This is a genomic window from Pseudomonas sp. NyZ480, from assembly GCF_029537255.1.
GTDB classification, from domain to species: domain Bacteria; phylum Pseudomonadota; class Gammaproteobacteria; order Pseudomonadales; family Pseudomonadaceae; genus Aquipseudomonas; species Aquipseudomonas taiwanensis.
In genome coordinates this window covers 2,067,542-2,085,443 of the sequence record NZ_CP120626.1, presented here as the reverse complement: position 1 = coordinate 2,085,443, position 17,902 = coordinate 2,067,542, and the positions used below count along the sequence as shown (strand labels likewise).

The window sequence follows — 17,902 nt, the reverse complement described above, 5'->3', positions numbered from 1 at the left end:
CAGGCCCATGGCGCCTGGCGTTGGCTCGGTCAAAGGCGGCTGGCGCTTGACGTATCGGCAATGCAGCGAGAAGGTATCGCGAAAATAACTACAAGAGCCGAGAGCTATCACCATGCGCTTTCACCACCTGGATCTGAACCTGCTGGTTGCCTTGGACGTCCTGCTCGAAGAGCAGAACATCACCCGCGCCGCCGAACGCCTGCACATGACCCAGTCGGCCACCAGCGGCGTGCTGGGGCGCTTGCGAACCTTTTTCGAGGACGAACTGTTGGTGCAGGTCGGCCGCAAGATGCAGCCCACGCCCTACGCCCTGGAACTGGCCAAGCCGGTGCGCGAGGTGCTGCTTACCATTCGATCCTCGATCACCGCCAAGCCCGTGTTCGAACCGGCGAGCAGCAAGCGTCACTTTCGCCTGGTGAGCTCGGACTACCTGATCAGCGTGCTGTTCGCCCAGGTCATCCAGAAGCTTCACCGGGTGGCGCCGCACATCACCTTCGAAATGATCAGCCCCGGCGACAACAGCGCCGAGCTACTGATGCGCGGTGAGGTGGACATGATGATCGTGCCCGAGCGCTACCTCATCGACGGCCATCCAGCCCAACTGCTGTTCGAGGAGGACCACGTCTGCGTCGTCTGGCGCGATAACCCGGAGGTTGGCGAGCAACTGACGCTGGAGCAGTACATGCAAATGGGCCACATCTCGGTAGGCTTCGGCCGCAACCGGCACCTGAGCATCGAGGACTGGTTCATGAACCAGTACGGCTTCAACCGCCGCCTGGAAGTGATCACCAACGACTTCAACACCCTGCCCCAACTGCTGGTGGGCACCTCGCGGATCGCTACGATGCACCGCCGCCTGGCCGAGCTGTACGCCGGTTACCTGCCCCTACGCATCCTGCCGCCACCGGTGAGGATCCCGGTGATGCGAGAGTTCATGCTGTGGCACCGCAGCATGGACGGCGACCCCATGCACCGCTGGCTGCGAGAGCGGATCTGTGACTTCATCCAGAGCGCCGAGCGACAGCCACAAGCCCTGCGCGCCACCGCCTGATCCGTAACCATCGCCCCGGCTAGCGCAACGCAGCCGGGGCATCGCGTTTGGCGATACCTTGCATCCCCGATCACGATTGGCCTCGGCCTGTCTTGTCTGCGTAACGTGCTGTCGAACCGCGCCCTGCGTGCCTGCCGCAATAGGGGCGCCGGACTCAACGACCGCAGAAGGACAACAACAATGTTCCGTTACTTCCCCACCAATTACGTCTGGAACCTTTCGGTGGACCTGGCCATCGAGATGGGCGCCCGCATGGGCGAAATCGAGGTGATGTGCGCCCCGCTGCAAGAAGCCGCCAAGCAACCCGACGCCGCCGGTACCCAGGCCTTCCGGGAAACCTGGTCGAGCATGGCCGACAAACTCTGCGCCCTGGCCGAGGAAGACGAAGCCGCCGGCCGGCGCCTGTCCGCTGGCGAGAAGTACAACCGCGCCGCGACCTACTACCTTACCTGCGAACGCCTGCAGGCCCACGCCGCTCCAGGGCGCGCGGCGCTGTACCAGCGCTTTCTGGAGACCTTCGCCCGCGGCATCGACCTGTCCCGGGAAAACTGCGAACGGGTCCAGATCCCCTACGAAGGCAAGCACCTGAGTGGTTTGCTGGTTCGCGCAGAAGGCGTCAGTGGCCCGGCACCACTGCTGGTGCAGGTCAATGGCCTGGACTCGACCAAGGAGATGAAATACCGCGTCGGCCTACCCACCTGGCTGGCCAAGCGCGGCGTGTCGTCGTTGATCATCGACCAGCCCGGCACCGGCGAAGCGCTGCGTCTGCACGGCCTGACTGCACGCTACGACAGTGAGCACTGGGCCAGCCGAGTCATGGACTGGCTGGAAACCCGCGACGATGTCGACGCCAAGCGCATCGGTATGGAAGGTGTGTCCTTGGGCGGCTACTACTGCCCCCGCGCGGTGGCCTTCGAGCCGCGCTTCGCCTGCGGGGTGGTATGGGGTGCCAACCATGACTGGCGCGACGTGCAGAAGCGCCGACTGGAGAAAGAGGGTGACTTCCCGGTGCCGCATTACTGGGCGCATGTGCGTTGGGTCTGGGGTGCCAAGGACATGGACGATTTCATGCGCATCGCCGAGAACGTGCACCTGGATGGCGTGCTCGATCGCATCCGCGTTCCGTTTCTGGTCACCCACGGCGAGCAGGACTCGCAGATCCCGCTCAAATGGGCGCACCGCACCTACGAGCAACTGGTCAATAGCCCGAAACGCGAACTGAAGATCTTCACCGCGCGCGAAGGTGGCGTGCAGCACTCAAGTTTCGACAACAGCATCAATGCCGGGCACTACATCGCCGATTGGGTCGCGCAGACGCTCGGCGGGCGCACTGCTTGAGGCTTTTCGTGGTGTTAGGCGCTGCGTTTTGATGCTGGTTGAAAACGTGGGGGCATAAAAAAATCCAGTCACCGTTAAGTGACTGGATTTTTTAGGGATTTTTGGTCGGGACGGAGTGATTCGAACACTCGACCCCTTGCACCCATGCGTGTAGCAGGCCATAAACCCTGTAAACGTTGGATTAACCTCGGCTCTCGCTGCAATCGACTGCTCATGGGTGTCTGCAAGCGTTTCCAAGCGTCACGCAAATTTCACGCAGAACACTGCTGCACATCTCCGGCGTTCTGCCGCCCCTTCTCCCCTGTCAGATTGAAACCCCGCCAGGCCCTTCATGCTCGAGCGCCCACAGCCGAGCAGCCTCGGCAAATTCCAGCCATAATCGGCCGAGGGATCGACTCACCTGTCGACATAGTGATGCGCCCCAAATAGCATGCCTTAGTCCAATATTCCCGAGCTGGTAAAAATGATCTCAGATCCTGGCACACCAACTCTAGACCAGCTGAAAGTTCTCCTGACGGTCGTAGAGGTGGGAAGCTTCGCCGGTGCTGCAAGGAAACTGCATCGTGCAACGTCAGTGGTGAGCTATTCCATTTCCAATCTCGAGATGCAGCTCGGCGTATCACTTTTTGACCGCAAGACGACACGTAAACCACAGCTGACAGAGGCTGGACGCACAGTGTTGGCCGAAGCACGAACGATCATCAACGGAGTCAATGGGCTACGATCGAAGGTGTCTGGACTGTTGCACGGTCTCGAAGCAGAGGTGCATCTTGCTCTGGATGTAATGCTGCCAGCGGAGCGGGTGGTCGATGCGCTTAGGACTTTTAGACAGGTGTTTCCAACTGTGGCCTTGCATCTACATATGGAAGCGCTCGGTGCGGTCACGCAACTAGTACTTGAGAAAAAAGCCGGCATTGGGATCAGTGGCCCCCTGGACACGGGGTGGGATGGCCTTGAGCGTGTCGGCGTAGGCAGTGTTGAATTAGTACCCGTTGCAGCCCAGGCGCACCCACTTGCCCTCGCCGGCCGCAACGAGCCTGGTGCGGCAAGAAATCACGTCCAATTGGTGTTGTCAGATCGCTCAACGCTTACCGGGGACAGAGATTTTGCCGTAGTGAGCCCCCGCACCTGGCGGCTCGCAGACTTAGGCGCAAAACACATGCTACTCAAGGAAGGCATTGGCTGGGGCAACATGCCCTTACCTATGGTCCAAGCGGACCTCAATGCGGGACATCTTATCCATCTCGATCTTCCTGATTGCAAAGGCGGCTCTTACGCGTTTGACGCTATCTACCGGACTGATTCGCCGCCTGGGCCGGCTGGGCTATGGCTCATCAAACGCTTTGGCCAGCAAGCCGAAGCTCTCTAGACTTGTCGAATAAGTCGTATAAACCGTTCGATATTCTTCTGGTTTTTAGCCAGCCAGGCCCCTGTTAGGCTGTTGCTCATAGACCAGACACGCGCGCTTCGGTGCCTGGGCCTCAATAATCGCAAGACTCCGGTACTACAAAGGTGAACCTATGTGTTCAGCAGCCGAGCTTCTTCAACACCATTTCGAAATGTTTGTTGATGACCATGAAAAGTGGAAATCCCTAATCGCTCCAGACATCGTCTGGGAGCTGCCCTTCGCCCCGAGTCTCGGTCACCCGGAGAAGCTGGTCGGCCGCGAGCAAGTGCTCAATCACGTCGGATGGTTTGTCGGAGCGGTGGAGTCGTTTCGATTCCACAATCTACGTATTCAGCAATTCGCTGATCCACTATCTGCCGTCGCGCAAGTCAAGGCACAGGGGATCATCACTGAGACGGGTAAAACCTACTCACAAGATTATGTCCTGTTCGTTAGCGTTCGTGAGGGTAAGCTGACACATATTCGTGAGTACTTCGATCCTGTCCAGGCGGCTTACGCCTTGGACTCCGCCGTGGTGATGCCGGGCTAGCGGCGCTGCCGAGTGCACGAAAGAAGCAAAACTCCGACAGGCAAAGCAAGGTCGCCAAGGAGTCGAATGTCAAAAAGAGAGAAATTGGCACCGTCGAAAGCGACAACCAATTCCTGACTTGGAGACATCAAAATGACTGACTTCATCCCAACCCCAAACGAAGTGGCAGGCAAAGTGGTGCTGGTAACCGGCGCGGCTAGCGGCATCGGGAAGGCCATCGCCGAGCTCCTTCACAGCCGTGGAGCGAAAGTCATTGCCGAGGATATCGACCCGAAAGTCAACGCACTTGAACGTCCCGGCCTGGTTCCTTTCGTCGCCGATATCACCGTTGACGGTTCTGCCGAGCAAGCGGTGGCGTTGGCGGTAGAGAAGTTTGGCAAGCTGGACGTCCTGGTCAATAACGCCGGTCGCATCCTATACAAGCCCCTCGTCGAAATGACCCGTGAAGATTGGGAATGGCAGATGCAAACCAACGTGACGGGGGCGTTTCTTCATTCCCGAGAGGCGATGAAGGAGATGATGAAGAACAAGAGCGGCGCGATCGTGAACATCGCCTCCTACGCGTCCTACTTCGCATTTCCAGGTATCGCGGCCTACACCGCGTCCAAAGGCGCCTTAGCACAGTTGACTCGTACCCAGGCGCTGGAAGCGATTGAGCATGGCATTCGGGTCAATGCCATTGGCGTGGGAGATGTGGTTACCAACCTGTTGAACCACTTTATGGAAGACGGTCGTGGGTTCCTGCAAGAGCATGGCAAGTCCGCGCCGATCGGTCGAGCTGCAGCACCGGAAGAGATCGCCGAGATTGTCTCTTTCCTGGCTTCCGAGCGCGCCAGTTTCATTGTCGGTTCGGTGGTCATGGCCGATGGCGGCATGAGCGTCCCGGTAGGTTAATCCTTCGCCTTGTCCGCGTTGTGCTGCATTGGCAGCACAACGCGTTTTCTTGCTACCAGACCTATTCAACGGAGCCGTCATGACCGCACTTCGAAAATCCGACTTCCCTCTCATCAACGTTCGCCAGCATCTGGAAACCGGGCCCATAGTGCTCGTGACCTCAGCCTGGAACGGCGAAAGAAACATCATGACCATGGGCTGGCACATGATGATGCAATTCGATCCAGCCCTTGTTGGCTGCTACATCTGGTCGGGGAACCATAGCTACGAACTCATCCGCAACAGCCAGCAATGCGTGATCAACGTACCCACCCTAGAGCTGGCGGACCAAGTAGTCGCGGTGGGCAACAATACGGGCAGTGCTGTGGACAAGTTTGGCCAATTCGGTCTTACCCCGACAGCTGCGACGCGGGTTGAAGCGCCGCTGATAGCCGAGTGTTATGCCAGCTTCGAATGCCAGCTGTATGACTCGACGCTGATCGACGAGTACGGTCTGTTCATCTGGCACGTGGTCAAAGCGCATGTAGATCGCTCGGTGGAACAGCCTAGAACGCTGCACTACAGGGGAGGCGGTCAATTCATGGTGGCGGGGGAAATCTTGGACTTTCGCCAGCAATTCCGTTCCCAGAACCTCTGACTGGCGTGGCCCACTCACTATTTACGGTATTGAGTGGGCGTGACGCCAACCTCACGTTTGAACACCTGCGAAAAATGGCTTGGGCTGCTGTATCCGATCTCCAAGCCTATATCGATCACGCTCCGATCCGTTTCGACCAGGAGCTGCCGGGCTCTTGCCATCCGCAGTCTGATAAAGAACTGCGACGGGGAATAACCAGCGGCTTTTTTGAACAGCCGGCTGAAGTGGTACTCGCTCATCCCAGCTATTTCGGCCAAGTGCCCGAGATAGAATTCCTCAGCCAGATTCGCCTCCATCGCCGACAGCACACGGCGCAGCTTGTAAGCGGGCAATGCATTGCGGCGCAAGATATCGTCCGCTGAGCTGTCCAGGTAGCTGCGGGCAAGGTGAATGGCGATGCACTGGGCCAGCCCCTGAAGATAAAGAGGACTAGTCCTGTGCCCCGTCAGCTCCAGGCGAACTTGCTCCAGTAGAACGGACAACCCATCGTCACGCCCGCCCGAGACTTCACGTAGTCGAACCGCTTTCACAGACCCACCCAAGACCTCATGGATGGCTTTTTCCAGAAGCGGGATGCCGAGGTAGATATGCATGACTTCAAATGGTTCTGCACCGACTACGTTCCAGCGCATCTCGTAAGGCTGTGTCGAGGTAGTCAAGAAGAAATCACCTTTGGTTACCTGGCTACATTGCCAGTCGCCATCAAGCTCACGTTCCTGAACGGCAGCATTCCCAGAGATGATCCACACGAGCAAGGGCTCAGCTACGGCGGGCACGATAAAGCTCTCTTCCTTACGCTCCCGGTTAAAGATCTGCACCAACATATCCCGATCGGCCAGAACGTCCGAGGCGGCAAGCCGCTCACCCCGAATGTAAGCCTCCAAACCATGGGCTGAAGTCCGGTCTATGACATCCATGGAAATCGTCACCTCAGTCAGTACGCGGGCTCAAACGAGCCATCTTAGGCATTGGTCTCACAGGGTGTACGTGAAGTTCAAGCCTAGGCTTTCAACAGTGAAGGCTGTTCGCGGAACTATAGGGGACGCAAAGAACCCGCTCTGGATGCGTGTTCTTAAAGGAAAAAATCAAAAAAAAGCCGGAATGTCTCCATTCCGGCCAGCCCTTCAACGCTCGGGATAGAGAATCATCCCTGCGTGATACAGCACGTTGCTGCGAAACTCCCCGTCGGCAGTAAATCCGGTGTCATCCACATACTCGATGTGATCACCCTCTAGCCAGTATCGACCTTGGTACGCGCTTTGTTGCCCTCCGCGGGCCTCGTCATAGCGACCGCCAGGCAGGAGCTCATGGCGAATGTGACCGTCAGCCGTCACCCACATGCCAACGTATTTGTCCTGATCTCCAAGTGGTTCACCCATGGCATTTCCTCGCTGTCGACCGGACATTCAGAATGGACTTGCGGTTGGACGCACGATCAGTTCGCTGACATCGACATCCGCGGGCTGTTCTACGGCGTAGGCGATCGCCCGGGCAATCGCCGAGGCTGGAATCGCGATCTTGCGGAACTCGCGCATCTCGGCACGCCCACCCTCATCGGAAATGCTGTCGGCCAGTTCGGACTCGGTGACCCCTGGGGCAATGACGGTGACCCGGATGTCACCTCCCACCTCCTGGCGCAAACCTTCGGAAATGGCTCGTACGGCATATTTGGTAGCGCAGTACACCGCAGCGGTCGGGCTCACCGCGTAGGCTCCAATCGAGGCAATATTGATGATCTGACCGGCGCGCTGTTCTTGCATGAGCGGCAGCGTTGCGGCAATGCCATGCAGGACGCCGCGAATGTTCACATCGATCATCCGATTCCACTCATCTACCTTGAGCGCTTCAAGTTTCGAAAGCGGCATGACGCCGGCATTGTTGATCAGCACGTCGACGCGTCCGTGCAGTTCGACAGCGAAGTCGATAAAGGACTGCATGTCATCCAGGTTGGTGACATCCAGCGCCAGGACATCAGCGACACCGCCTGCTGAACGAATCTCCCTGGCCAAAGTTTCCAGGCGATCGGTGCGGCGGGCGCCCAGGACCACGCGAGCGCCTTTGCTGGCAAGCAGGCGGGCTGTCGCTTCGCCGATACCACTGCTGGCGCCGGTGATCACGATGACTTTTTGTTCGATGCCGTGCATTTTCGTACTCCTGTTTCTGGCTTAAGAGGCCACCGCCGGCAAGCAGGTGGTGAAGCAAGAGTAAGAAGACTTGGCTGGGCTGGGTTATCCGATTCCTGCGGTCAACATGCACGATCCTGCGTAAGCGGTTGGCGTTTGACGTCATGCAATGCCAGCAGGCGAAAAGCAAACACGCTTGTCTATTTCATCGAACGTAAACAACGAAATTAAGCGGCTATTCAGCTATGTGCGGCTGTTCCAAACTTACTCCTACCAGCGCTCCATTCCGGAATGCTTACATCAAGGAACGTATGCCATGCCTCACGCCACCACCATTTCAAGCTCAGCCTCTCATCCTTCGGCTGCAATAACTGGTGCCGTTGCACTATTGGGTCGCATTTTTCTGAGCGCGATCTTCATCCTCTCAGGCGTATCCAAGGTAAGCGCGCCGGCCATGATGATCGGCTACATCAGTTCAGTTGGTCTGCCGTTTCCTTCCTTAGCGCTGGCGCTTGCCATTCTTGTAGAAATAGCCGGCGGTGTAGCTCTGATCGCCGGCTATAAAACCCGTGTTGTCGCAGCAGGGTTGGCGCTTTTCAGTGTCCTCACTGCGGTGATCTTCCACAGTGCTCTGGCCGATCAAAATCAATTCATTCACTTCTTCAAGAACATCGCGATGGCCGGCGGTTTGCTGCAGATCGTGGCCTACGGCGCAGGCCGCTTCAGCGTGGACGCACGTCGCCAGTAACTGACGCGCGCTGCCAAACATCGACTAGATAAACCATACCTACAGACGGGGAAGTTCATGAAAGCTATACAAGTGGCAGAGTACGGTCAGGTTGAGCAGCTTGAGCTGATAGAGCGTGAAGAGCTGGTGCCCAACGATGACCAGGTTCTGATTGACGTTGCCGGGAGCGGAATCAATCCGATCGACTGGAAGATTCTCTCGGGGGCCATGAAGCAGTTCATCCCAATGTCCTTCCCCTATACGCCGGGTGTCGAGGTTGCTGGCACCATTGCAGCAGTTGGAAAGAATATTCATGAATACGCTGTGGGTGATGAGGTGTTCGGATTCATTGGAATAGTCGGTGGTTACGCCACTCAGGCTCTTGCAACGCCCGACAGGCTTGCGCACAAACCCGATGGGCTATCACTTCTTCACGCCGGTGGAATTCCTGCCGCAGCGCTTACTGCTTGGCAGGCGCTGCACGAACACGCCGAAATCAAGCCAGGCCAGACTGTTTTGATTCACGGAGCTGCAGGAGGGGTGGGTAGTTTCGCGGTCCAGTTAGCACGGCTGGCCGGCGCTCATGTAGTGGCAACGGGCTCAGCCAGAAACCGAGACTACCTCCAATCACTCGGCGCCCATCAGTTCATTGATTACACCGCACAACAGTTCGAGAACATCGTCAGCAATGTCGATACCGTCATTGATCTGATCGGCGGAGAAACTCAGGATCGGTCCTGGACGGTGATCAATCGCGGTGGGGCGTTAGTCTCGCCTGTCAGCACACCCAACGTGCAGAAAGCTCTTGAGTACGGCGTAGTCGGCAAAAACTTCGCAACCCGGTCGGACGGGCGCCAGTTAGCGGAGATAGCGAAATTGTTTGCTGAGAAGAAGCTACACGCCGAGGTTGAGGTCGTTCCGCTTTCCAACGCGGCTGAGGCTTTGATGCTAAGCCGGGGGGGACATACTCGCGGCAAACTGGTGTTCGATGTGAATCGGTGATTAACCTCGAAGGCCCTACGCTCGAGTGAATCTGCCAGAAGGCGGCCCTGCGCAGGAATATGCAAAAGCCTCGCAGGAACCAAATAACGGCCTGCTTATCGCCACCGTAATCTGAGCCCAAGCAGAAAGCGAGACCGCTTCTGCCGCCGGCCATCAGAGCGACCGAGCCTGCAACAAACAGGAATCCACGTCACGCTTTGCACTGACAACCGGCAACGAATCCATCGCAAATTACGGAGTCGCTGTCATGAAAACTGTACATTCAATGATGATTGGAATTGCCTTATCTGCTGTCAGTGCAAGTTCGATGGCACTGCCGGCCAAAGAAATTGGCCGTTGGACCAATCAGACCTGCAAAGAAGTGATGGCCCCCCTTGTGGTGGAGGGTGGTGCGGATCGTCTCGATGACCGCCGCGTGGCCGAGGGTGGTGCGGATCGTCTCAATGACCGCCGCGTGGCCGAGGGTGGTGCAGATCGTCTCGATGACCGCCGCGTGGCCGAGGGTGATGCGGATCGTCTCAATGACCGCCGCGTGGCCGAGGGTGGTGCGGATCGTCTCAATGACCGTCGCGTGGCCGAGGGTGGTGCAGATCGTCTCAATGACCGCCGCGTGGCCGAGGGTGGCGCGGATCGTCTCGATGATCGCCGCGTGGCCGAGGGTGGCGCGGATCGTCTCGATGATCGCCGCGTGGCCGAGGGTGGTGCGGATCGTCTCAATGACCGTCGCGTGGCCGAGGGTGGTGCGGATCGTCTCGATGACCGCCGCGTGGCCGAGGGTGGTGCAGATCGTCTCGATGACCGCCGCGTGGCCGAGGGTGGTGCGGATCGCCTGAATGACCGCCGCGTGGCCGAGGGTGGTGCGGATCGTCTCGATGACCGTCGCGTGGCCGAGGGTGGTGCGGATCGTCTCAATGACCGCCGTGTGGCTGAGGGTGGTGCTGATCGCCTGAATGATCGCCGCGTGGCCGAGGGTGGTGCGGATCGTCTCAATGACCGTCGCGTGGCCGAGGGTGGTGCTGATCGCCTGAATGATCGCCGTGTGGCTGAAGATGGTGCGGAACGTATTAATGCCCGTCGAGTGGCTAAAGTCGATACGGATCGTGCCACCTATGCCTGACGTATATAGCCCATCCTACCGAGAGCCCGGCCCGCCGGGCTCTTGCATTTGAAGGGTGTCTATTAGCATCTACCCAAAAGACTGCGGACCAATTTATTCTCTGCAATAGAACCAGCCTAACGGGAGGTAATGGCAGTGGATGATAGGAACGAAGAGCTGACGCGTCTGAGGGCCGAGCTAGCATCAACCATGCATCGTTATGCTCCCACCTACGGCGTGTTTCAGACGGGAATTGCTCCGCTGCATTTCATACGCAGTGATACTCCAACCGATGTGATCCACACTGTACATAAGCCGGGGCTATGCATCGTTGTGCAGGGCCGTAAAGAGGTGCAGTTGTGGGAAGAAAGCTATGTCTACGACCCTTTGAACTATCTGGTCGTCTCGGTAACCCTGCCTCTAGCGGGTCAAGTGACAGAGGCATCCTCAGAAAAGCCCTATTTCTGCATCCGCCTGGATATCGATCCGGCAGAAATCGCTCAGCTGATCGCCGACGTCAGTCCTATCGGCGTGCCGAGCCAACAGCCCCACCGAGGGCTATATCTGGATAAGATCGATAGCTCCTTGCTCGATGCGATGCTGCGATTGGTACGTCTGTTGGATGTGCCATCGGATATCCCAGCGTTGGCACCGCTAGCACTCAGAGAAATTTTCTACCGGCTGCTCAAAGGCCAGCAGGGTCAGCGTTTACATGAGATAGCCATAACGGATAGCCAGACCCATCGCGTCACTCGGGCCATTGAGTGGCTGAACAACAATTATGCACAGCCCTTGCACATTGATGAGCTAGCGAGCTATGTCAATCTGAGTAACTCGACGCTTCACCATCGATTCAAGGCTGTCACCGCAATGAGTCCTTTGCAGTATCAAAAACAACTTCGCCTGCACCATGCACGCAGGTTGATGATCTCAGAGGGTATGGATGTTTCTACAGCCGGATTCAAAGTGGGCTATGAAAGTCCGTCACAGTTCAGCCGTGAATACAGCCGGATGTTTGGGGCTCCCCCGAGCCGAGATATCGCGAAGCTTCGGTCTCTCGGGTAAGGTGCTGCCGAAGGCTTGGCTAAAACAACCCTGATGGCGGATATCGAGCAGAATGTGCTGCGGTACCTTATCGGCCGCTGTAATGGGTCGATAGCGGACAGTCGTGACCGGCTGCCCTCGACCCAAAGCGGCCGTTGCGAAAGCATTGGCCTTGCTCATTTTCCAAGGCTGACGCGAACGCTGTGGGAGCGGGTTCATCGAGGCGTAGAATCGCCGAGAAGCAGGCAACGCGGAGGATGGCACGGGCTACGCCCGTGTTCGCGGGTAAACCCGCTCCCACAAAGATCACCTCTGACCCCACTGGCAGCCCTGGGTCGAAAGCGGCCTAGGCTCTGTGTGAAAAGTCTTGAGACGAAGGTCAGGCAAGGCGAAAACAGCCGAGGAAGCGGAGTTTACGGGTTGTAAATGAGCATTCCGAGGCTGTTTTCAACGCAGCATCACCGAGTATCAAGGCTTTTCGTACAGAGCCTAGGGTGAACGGCTGCTCTCGACGAGACACCTCAGGGGATGTTCACACCCCAATCACCGCTTCAACTTCTGCCTTGCATTGAAGTAACGCCGCCTTCAGCGCTTCCAGATTGGTGTGGAAGCGCAGTGCCGGGACTGCCAGCGAGATGGCATAGTGCTCCGATAACCCGCTGCGAATTTGCACGCCGATACCGCAAACACCCTGGGCGTGCTCTTCCTGATCGATGGCCCACCCTTGTCGTCTGGCGACACTCACTTCCTCCATCAGCACATTGAGAGAGACGATGGTCGACGCTGTGCGACGTTCCAGGGGTGCCGTCAGCATCTGGGTCAAGAGCGCTTCCGAGAATGCGCTCAGCAGTGCTTTGCCATGCGCGGTGCAATGGATCGGAAATGCTGTTCCCACCGGAGAAACGACGCGCAGTTCCTGATCCGAGGGATATTGATCCACGGAAATGGCATGAAGCCCTTTGTACACGGAGACATCGACAGTCTCACGGGTACGCCGCCCGAGGCTCTCGACATAAGGCCGGGCAATCGCCACCAGATCTGTGTGGGCAGACGCCGCAAGCCGAACAAGTGCAGGCCCCAGACGAATCCCCGAGCTTCCGGTAATCACCATCTGCTGAGCTTCCAGCGCCGTCACGATGCGATGCACTGTCGTGCGCGGCAACCCGGACGCCTTGGCAACCTGGCTCAGGCTCAATCCATCGCGCTGATTTTCCAGCGTTTTCAACACCGCAGCGGCACGCGCGATGACTTGCTTTCCAGCACCCTCTCCCTCAGATGTCACCTCTTCCCCCTTTACCATTCGTCGATCCTCTCGTTGACATCGACAGGATAACCCAACATGCTCTGTTCCGTTATCCGGACATTTGTTCCACCAAACGGACACCCCATGAATCCACCACTTTCTCGATCAGGATCTCTCGTGCTACTGGCAGTCGCGTCGCTGACCATCATGGTCGGGTGCGTCATCGTCCCGGGACTGCCTACCATTGCTCACAAACTGGGCTTCGGTAGCGCTGCCAGTTGGCTGGTTACTGTCCCGTCGCTGGGTGTCATCGTCTTTGGGCCAATGGCGGGCAAACTCATCGACCGAATCGGGCTATACAAGAGTTTGTGCTTTGGCCTGTTTGCCTACGGGCTATTAGGCATGGTGGGCTTCATTTTTCACGGCCCAGCGATATTCGTAGACCGACTCCTTCTGGGAGGATCGACGGCCATGATCATGGCCGCCGGAACCGGGCTGATCTCGGAGTTCTACGAAGGCAATGCCCGGTTGAACATGATTGCCATGCAAGGCATGTCAATCGAGCTGGGCGGCGTGCTCTTTCTCTCTGCAGCCGGTCTTCTGGCAAACGTGGGATGGCAGTGGCCATTCGCGCTGTACCTGTGCGCGTGGGGGCTGCTTGTGCTGGTGCTGGTATGCGTCCCTCAGCCTTCCGTTACCAGGCACTCGACGGAAGCAGGCGAGATCACTCGTACCCCCTCGGTTGCGCTGAGGCTTGTGTATGCGTTAGCCACGCTCTCCATGATCGTATTCTTCAGCGCCATCATCATGCTGCCACTGCGGTTGCATGGCATTGGTCTCAATGAAGCCCAGGTCGGGTACTTTCTGTCTGGTGTGTCACTGGTTGCGGTGGGGGCAGCGGCCGTCATGCCCATTGCTGCCCGCAAGGCAGGCGAACACGGAACACTGATTTTCGGATTGGCTTTTTACGCGCTGGCGCACTTGGCGTTTGTGACCGCAGAGGACCTGACGTTGATGATCGAGGGCGGACTTTGCCTTGGTCTAGGATTTGGGCTCACCGTGCCATGAATCGCCTCTGGTTTCGTAGACACCTTCAAACCTCATAATGAGGCCCAAATAGGACGTGCCATGAGTCGTCAGCGTTACCCTGAAGAATTCAAGATTGAAGCGGTCAAACAAGTGACCGAGAAAGGCAAGCCTGTCGCCGATGTTGCCCAGCGTCTGGGCATGTCCGTTCACAGTCTCTACGCCTGGATCAAGCTCTACAGCAAACCCCAAGATCAGCGTCAGCAAGACGATGACCAGCAAGCCGAACTGCGCAAGCTGCGTGCTGAGCTCAAGCGCGTGACGGAAGAGCGAGACATCTTAAAGAAGGCCGCCGCGTACTTTGCCAAGGAGTGCGGCTGAAGTACGCCTTCATCAAGAAGCACTCGACGGATTACCCGGTGCGGCGCCTTTGCCAAACCCTCAAGGTGCACCCCAGCGGCTACTACGCTTGGTTGGCCGAGCCTCAATCTGCCCGAGCAAAAGAAGATCAACGCCTGCTTGGCTTGATCAAGCATGCCTGGTTAGAAAGCGGAGGTGTGTATGGCTATCGCAAGATTCACGATGATCTGCGAGAGCTGGGAGAGATCTGTGGGCGAAATCGAGTCAGACGTTTGATGCAGGCAGAGGGGCTGCGTTCACAAACGGGTTATCGTCGGCGCCCAGGGTTTTATGGCGGAAAGCCAACCGTCGCCTCGCCAAACCGCCTTGCGCGGCAGTTCAAGGTCAGTGAGCCGAACAAGGTCTGGGTGACAGACATCACTTACATCCGCACCTATGAAGGATGGCTGTACCTGGCAGTAGTGCTGGATCTGTTTTCCCGCCAAGTGATTGGCTGGTCAATGAAGCCCAGGATGTGCAGCGACCTGGCGATCGACGCGATGTTGATGGCCGTGTGGCGCCGCAAGCCACAGCAGCAAGTGATGATTCATTCAGATCAGGGCAGTCAATTCAGTAGCTCAGATTGGCAAAGCTTCTTGAAGGCTAACAACGTGATTAGCAGCATGAGTCGGCGAGGAAACTGCCATGACAACGCCGTAGCCGAGAGCTTTTTCCAGCTTTTGAAGCGGGAGCGAATCCGACGAAAGATTTACGCAACGCGTGACGAAGCCCGAAGTGATATTTTCGATTACATCGAGATGTTCTATAACCCAAAACGTCGTCACAGCAGTGCTATGCAGCTGTCGCCAGTAGAGTATGAGAAACGCTATTTTCTGAGCTTGGAGAGTGTCTAGGAAACCCGGGGCGATTCACCAGCCCCTGCTCGCCCACCATGAACAGCGTGCCGGCCGCCGGGCGCATGGCGTACAGGTGCATACCGCGCGGGTTTTCCACGCGGTCGAGCCAGGGCGTCCAGTGCTGGCCGCCGTCCTCGGTGCGCAGGATCAGGTTGAACGCACCAATGGCGTAACCGCGCTTGTCGTCTTCGAACCACACGTCCAGCAGCGGCTTGTCCGCACCCTGCGCAACGGCCAGTTCGGCCTCGTGTTGCAGGCGCGCCGCGTCGGGGTCGTCCGGGTTGGCCGGTCGGCCGTACTGGCGCTTCAGCAGTTCGGCGATCCGCGGGCCGTCGAGCTGGCGCGTCCAGCTGTGGCCGCCGTCGGCGCTGTGCAGGATCACGCCTTCGTGCCCCACCGCCCAGCCCTGCTGGGGGTTGGGAAACGCCAGGGCATTGAGGTCGGAGCTGACCGGCACCGCGGCCTGGGTCCAGCTCTGACCGTCGTCGGAATACAGGATGTGTCCGCGCTGCCCGGCGACCACCAGGCGCTGCCCGGCCACGGCCAGTGCGTTGAGCGGCGCTTTCAGCGCCAGGGCGCTTGCCGGCGCCGGAACGTCCATGGGCGCGACGAAGGCTGGCTGCGCCGTGACCGCACCCGCCAGCACGGCCAAGCCGAAGGCCAGCGGAACGCCGAGGATTCTTCTGAACATCTGTTGCCCTCACATCGGTTGTGCCCCGGCAGGAAGTCACCGGGTCGGTGCGGCGGACGCCAGGGCGCCCGCCGCCGTTTCGCGCGCGGAGCCGGGCTGGCTCCGCGCGCGACACGCTCTGCACTCAGATACTGGTCTTGAAGGTGAAGTACAGGGCGCCACGGTCCTCGAGCAGGGACTGACTGCCGCTGGGAGTGAGGGCCGCGCCGTTGGCGTTCTTCGAGAAGTCGCCGAAGTAGTCGACGTACTTCAGGTCGAAGCGGTAGCGGCTGTACAGGTCCAGCGCCATGCCGACGGCATAGCTGCCGGCGTCCTCGTTGCCGCCGGAGGCGACCGCCGAGTTGCCCTGCAGGCCCACCGAGTAGCTCAGCGGCATGCTCAGGTCGCCGCCCGGGAACACCTGGTACCAGGTCGGCGTGAAGTTCACCGCCATGGTGTAAGCGTTGCGGGTCACGGCGTCGATGTTGGTCGACACGGCTTTGTATTGCGAGCTGCCCTTGAACAGGTTCAGCGCGTCGTCATTGACCGACACCCAGCGGCTCCAGGTCAGTTCGGTGGCCCAGGAAGCGGCGTCGAACAGCGGCGTGGAGCTAACCGAACCGATGGCGTTGAGCACGCCGTGCACGGTGTCGCCACGGGCGCCGAGGATGTCGCCACGGTCCGGCAGCGCGGCCAGCGAGGTCACCCGCGCCGGGCTGCTCACCAGCGGCATGTTGTGGCGATAGTTCAGGTCCAGGCCGAAGCTGATGCCGGCGACTTCCTTGGACAGGCTGAAACCGTACATGTCGATGTCCGAGCCGTAGTCCATGAAGTACTGCGGCTTGCGGGTCTGCAGCAGGATGACCTGCGGCAGGGTGTCGGAGAAGCGGCGCACGTAGAGGCCCAGGGTGGCGTCCAGCGCCTCCGGGGTCCAGCGTGCCATGACGCCCCAGTCGCCGGAGTCATGCGGCTCGATGTCGTCGCCGTGGGTGGCGCGCAGGTTCGGGGTGAGGATGAACGACTCGCCACCCTGCAGGTAGATGTCGGAGAAGCCCAGGTAGGTGCCCGCCTCCGGCACCCGCGACGGCCGCCATTCGAGGAAGTACTGGGCGGCGAACGACAGCTCCGGGTTGACCTGCAGCTGCGTCGACAGCTGGGTGCGCGGGATGTACAGCTCCTTGGCCTCAATGCCGGGCAGCGCCAGGGCCTTGCCTTGGTCCAGCGGCGCCTGGCCGTAGGAAATGCCGTGGATCGCGCCGCTGCCCAGCAGCGATTCGCCCCAGTTGACGGTGTGGCGGCCGGCACGCATCTGTAGCGGCGAGTCACCCAAGTTGAAGGAGCCGAACACGAAGGCGTCGAGGATTTCGCCCGAAGGGCCTTCGTAGTAGCGGTTGGCGTAGCGGCTCAGACCTTGCGCCGGCCGGCCGTCGCCGTTGAGGTGGTTGGACGTGGCGGTGTTGTCGCCGTCCAGGCTCCCGGCATAGGCATCGTCGTACCAAAGCGCGGCGCTCACGCGAGCACCGTACTTCTGCTTGTAGACCAGGTCGCTCTCGCTGAGGATGTCGATGCGGTTGGCGACGATGCTGTTCTTCTTGAAATTGCGGTCGCCATCGTCGTTGTTGGGGTTCTTCAGGATCGCCTGCTTCTGGTCGTCGATACGCTTGCCGAGGTTGTAACGGAAGGTATTGTCGAAGCGCAGTTGCACGTCCGGGTTACCGGTATCGATCTCGATGGCCCGGGCATTGCCCGCACCCAAAGCGCACAACACCAGGACGCTCGCGCTCAGTGCCTGGGATACAGCTGGCTGATTCTTCATCATCTTGTTCTTGTCGTTGGCCATGTGTGTGTCCTCTCTCCC

At 58.8% G+C, this 17,902-nt stretch carries 18 protein-coding genes; 12 read left to right on the top strand and 6 right to left on the bottom strand.

Annotation, left to right across the window (positions count from 1 at the left end; translation table 11 throughout):
* Window positions 1–112: 112 nt before the first annotated feature.
* The 6 genes from P3R38_RS09640 to P3R38_RS09615 all read left to right on the top strand — a co-directional run bounded on the left by P3R38_RS09640 (window position 113) and on the right by P3R38_RS09615 (window position 5,857).
* A complete protein-coding gene (locus tag P3R38_RS09640) occupies window positions 113–1,051 on the top strand; it encodes a LysR family transcriptional regulator (protein ID WP_023379962.1) in 939 nt (312 codons plus the stop codon).
* Window positions 1,052–1,231: 180 nt separating this feature from the next.
* A complete protein-coding gene (locus P3R38_RS09635; protein WP_027907050.1) occupies window positions 1,232–2,389 on the top strand; it encodes a prolyl oligopeptidase family serine peptidase in 1,158 nt (385 codons plus the stop codon).
* Window positions 2,390–2,852: 463 nt separating this feature from the next.
* The gene (locus P3R38_RS09630; protein WP_104882596.1) at window positions 2,853–3,758 is read left to right on the top strand and encodes a LysR family transcriptional regulator; all 906 of its coding nucleotides are present in this window, start codon (window positions 2,853–2,855) and stop codon (window positions 3,756–3,758) included.
* A 151-nt stretch (window positions 3,759–3,909) separates the two neighbouring features.
* Entirely contained in the window at window positions 3,910–4,326 is a 417-nt protein-coding gene (locus P3R38_RS09625; RefSeq protein WP_104881939.1) for a nuclear transport factor 2 family protein, read from the top strand.
* A 132-nt stretch (window positions 4,327–4,458) separates the two neighbouring features.
* Entirely contained in the window at window positions 4,459–5,220 is a 762-nt protein-coding gene (locus tag P3R38_RS09620) for an SDR family oxidoreductase (RefSeq protein WP_027609281.1), read from the top strand.
* A gap of 79 nt (window positions 5,221–5,299) precedes the next feature.
* Entirely contained in the window at window positions 5,300–5,857 is a 558-nt protein-coding gene (locus P3R38_RS09615) for a flavin reductase family protein (RefSeq protein ID WP_104881940.1), read from the top strand.
* A gap of 17 nt (window positions 5,858–5,874) precedes the next feature.
* Here P3R38_RS09615 and P3R38_RS09610 read toward each other — a convergent pair whose 3' ends face one another.
* From P3R38_RS09610 to P3R38_RS09600, 3 genes are all read right to left on the bottom strand, one after another.
* Entirely contained in the window at window positions 5,875–6,774 is a 900-nt protein-coding gene (locus tag P3R38_RS09610) for an AraC family transcriptional regulator (RefSeq protein ID WP_104881941.1), read from the bottom strand.
* A gap of 207 nt (window positions 6,775–6,981) precedes the next feature.
* Entirely contained in the window at window positions 6,982–7,236 is a 255-nt protein-coding gene (locus P3R38_RS09605; RefSeq protein WP_104881942.1) for an Atu4866 domain-containing protein, read from the bottom strand.
* Window positions 7,237–7,263: 27 nt separating this feature from the next.
* Complete coding sequence (locus P3R38_RS09600; protein WP_019099091.1) at window positions 7,264–8,001, bottom strand: SDR family oxidoreductase; 738 nt, start codon at window positions 7,999–8,001, stop codon at window positions 7,264–7,266.
* Between the two features lie 295 nt (window positions 8,002–8,296).
* Between P3R38_RS09600 and P3R38_RS09595 the strand changes: the two genes are divergently transcribed.
* From P3R38_RS09595 to P3R38_RS09580, 4 genes are all read left to right on the top strand, one after another.
* Window positions 8,297–8,728, top strand: coding sequence for a DoxX family protein (locus P3R38_RS09595; protein ID WP_277687090.1), 432 nt, complete (start codon window positions 8,297–8,299; stop codon window positions 8,726–8,728).
* A 57-nt stretch (window positions 8,729–8,785) separates the two neighbouring features.
* Entirely contained in the window at window positions 8,786–9,709 is a 924-nt protein-coding gene (locus P3R38_RS09590; RefSeq protein WP_104881944.1) for an NADP-dependent oxidoreductase, read from the top strand.
* Window positions 9,710–9,956: 247 nt separating this feature from the next.
* Window positions 9,957–10,826, top strand: a complete 870-nt coding sequence (locus P3R38_RS25085) for a hypothetical protein (protein ID WP_347176211.1) — start codon at window positions 9,957–9,959, stop codon at window positions 10,824–10,826.
* Window positions 10,827–10,955: 129 nt separating this feature from the next.
* Complete coding sequence (locus P3R38_RS09580; protein WP_104881946.1) at window positions 10,956–11,870, top strand: AraC family transcriptional regulator; 915 nt, start codon at window positions 10,956–10,958, stop codon at window positions 11,868–11,870.
* Window positions 11,871–12,381: 511 nt separating this feature from the next.
* Here the strand turns inward: P3R38_RS09580 and P3R38_RS09575 are convergent.
* Window positions 12,382–13,149 (bottom strand): IclR family transcriptional regulator, encoded by a 768-nt coding sequence (locus P3R38_RS09575; RefSeq protein ID WP_023379959.1) that lies wholly within the window; start codon window positions 13,147–13,149, stop codon window positions 12,382–12,384.
* Window positions 13,150–13,236: 87 nt separating this feature from the next.
* Between P3R38_RS09575 and P3R38_RS09570 the strand changes: the two genes are divergently transcribed.
* Window positions 13,237–14,160: an MFS transporter gene (locus tag P3R38_RS09570; protein WP_277687089.1), complete on the top strand. Its 924-nt coding sequence runs from the start codon at window positions 13,237–13,239 to the stop codon at window positions 14,158–14,160.
* Between the two features lie 60 nt (window positions 14,161–14,220).
* Window positions 14,221–15,371 (top strand): IS3 family transposase gene (locus tag P3R38_RS09565; RefSeq protein WP_277687088.1). Its coding sequence is split into 2 segments (ribosomal slippage): window positions 14,221–14,464 and window positions 14,464–15,371, totalling 1,152 coding nucleotides; the frame shifts between segments, so codons are not numbered across the junction.
* On the opposite strand, the gene P3R38_RS09560 is transcribed toward P3R38_RS09565, so the two are convergent.
* Entirely contained in the window at window positions 15,310–16,065 is a 756-nt protein-coding gene (locus tag P3R38_RS09560; protein WP_277687087.1) for a YCF48-related protein, read from the bottom strand. The genes P3R38_RS09565 and P3R38_RS09560 overlap by 62 nt on opposite strands.
* A gap of 124 nt (window positions 16,066–16,189) precedes the next feature.
* Window positions 16,190–17,884, bottom strand: coding sequence for a DUF1302 domain-containing protein (locus P3R38_RS09555; RefSeq protein ID WP_277687086.1), 1,695 nt, complete (start codon window positions 17,882–17,884; stop codon window positions 16,190–16,192).
* Between the last annotated feature and the right edge of the window lie 18 nt (window positions 17,885–17,902).

Bases quoted from the DNA above. Each gene is read 5' to 3' on its own strand.
- P3R38_RS09640 (WP_023379962.1), top strand. From the start codon at position 113: ATGCGCTTTCACCACCTGGATCTGAACCTGCTGGTTGCCTTGGACGTC.
- P3R38_RS09635 (WP_027907050.1), top strand. From the start codon at position 1,232: ATGTTCCGTTACTTCCCCACCAATTACGTCTGGAACCTTTCGGTGGAC.
- P3R38_RS09630 (WP_104882596.1), top strand. From the start codon at position 2,853: ATGATCTCAGATCCTGGCACACCAACTCTAGACCAGCTGAAAGTTCTC.
- P3R38_RS09625 (WP_104881939.1), top strand. From the start codon at position 3,910: ATGTGTTCAGCAGCCGAGCTTCTTCAACACCATTTCGAAATGTTTGTT.
- P3R38_RS09620 (WP_027609281.1), top strand. From the start codon at position 4,459: ATGACTGACTTCATCCCAACCCCAAACGAAGTGGCAGGCAAAGTGGTG.
- P3R38_RS09615 (WP_104881940.1), top strand. From the start codon at position 5,300: ATGACCGCACTTCGAAAATCCGACTTCCCTCTCATCAACGTTCGCCAG.
- P3R38_RS09610 (WP_104881941.1), bottom strand. From the start codon at position 6,774: ATGGATGTCATAGACCGGACTTCAGCCCATGGTTTGGAGGCTTACATT.
- P3R38_RS09605 (WP_104881942.1), bottom strand. From the start codon at position 7,236: ATGGGTGAACCACTTGGAGATCAGGACAAATACGTTGGCATGTGGGTG.
- P3R38_RS09600 (WP_019099091.1), bottom strand. From the start codon at position 8,001: ATGCACGGCATCGAACAAAAAGTCATCGTGATCACCGGCGCCAGCAGT.
- P3R38_RS09595 (WP_277687090.1), top strand. From the start codon at position 8,297: ATGCCTCACGCCACCACCATTTCAAGCTCAGCCTCTCATCCTTCGGCT.
- P3R38_RS09590 (WP_104881944.1), top strand. From the start codon at position 8,786: ATGAAAGCTATACAAGTGGCAGAGTACGGTCAGGTTGAGCAGCTTGAG.
- P3R38_RS25085 (WP_347176211.1), top strand. From the start codon at position 9,957: ATGAAAACTGTACATTCAATGATGATTGGAATTGCCTTATCTGCTGTC.
- P3R38_RS09580 (WP_104881946.1), top strand. From the start codon at position 10,956: ATGGCAGTGGATGATAGGAACGAAGAGCTGACGCGTCTGAGGGCCGAG.
- P3R38_RS09575 (WP_023379959.1), bottom strand. From the start codon at position 13,149: ATGGTAAAGGGGGAAGAGGTGACATCTGAGGGAGAGGGTGCTGGAAAG.
- P3R38_RS09570 (WP_277687089.1), top strand. From the start codon at position 13,237: ATGAATCCACCACTTTCTCGATCAGGATCTCTCGTGCTACTGGCAGTC.
- P3R38_RS09560 (WP_277687087.1), bottom strand. From the start codon at position 16,065: ATGTTCAGAAGAATCCTCGGCGTTCCGCTGGCCTTCGGCTTGGCCGTG.
- P3R38_RS09555 (WP_277687086.1), bottom strand. From the start codon at position 17,884: ATGGCCAACGACAAGAACAAGATGATGAAGAATCAGCCAGCTGTATCC.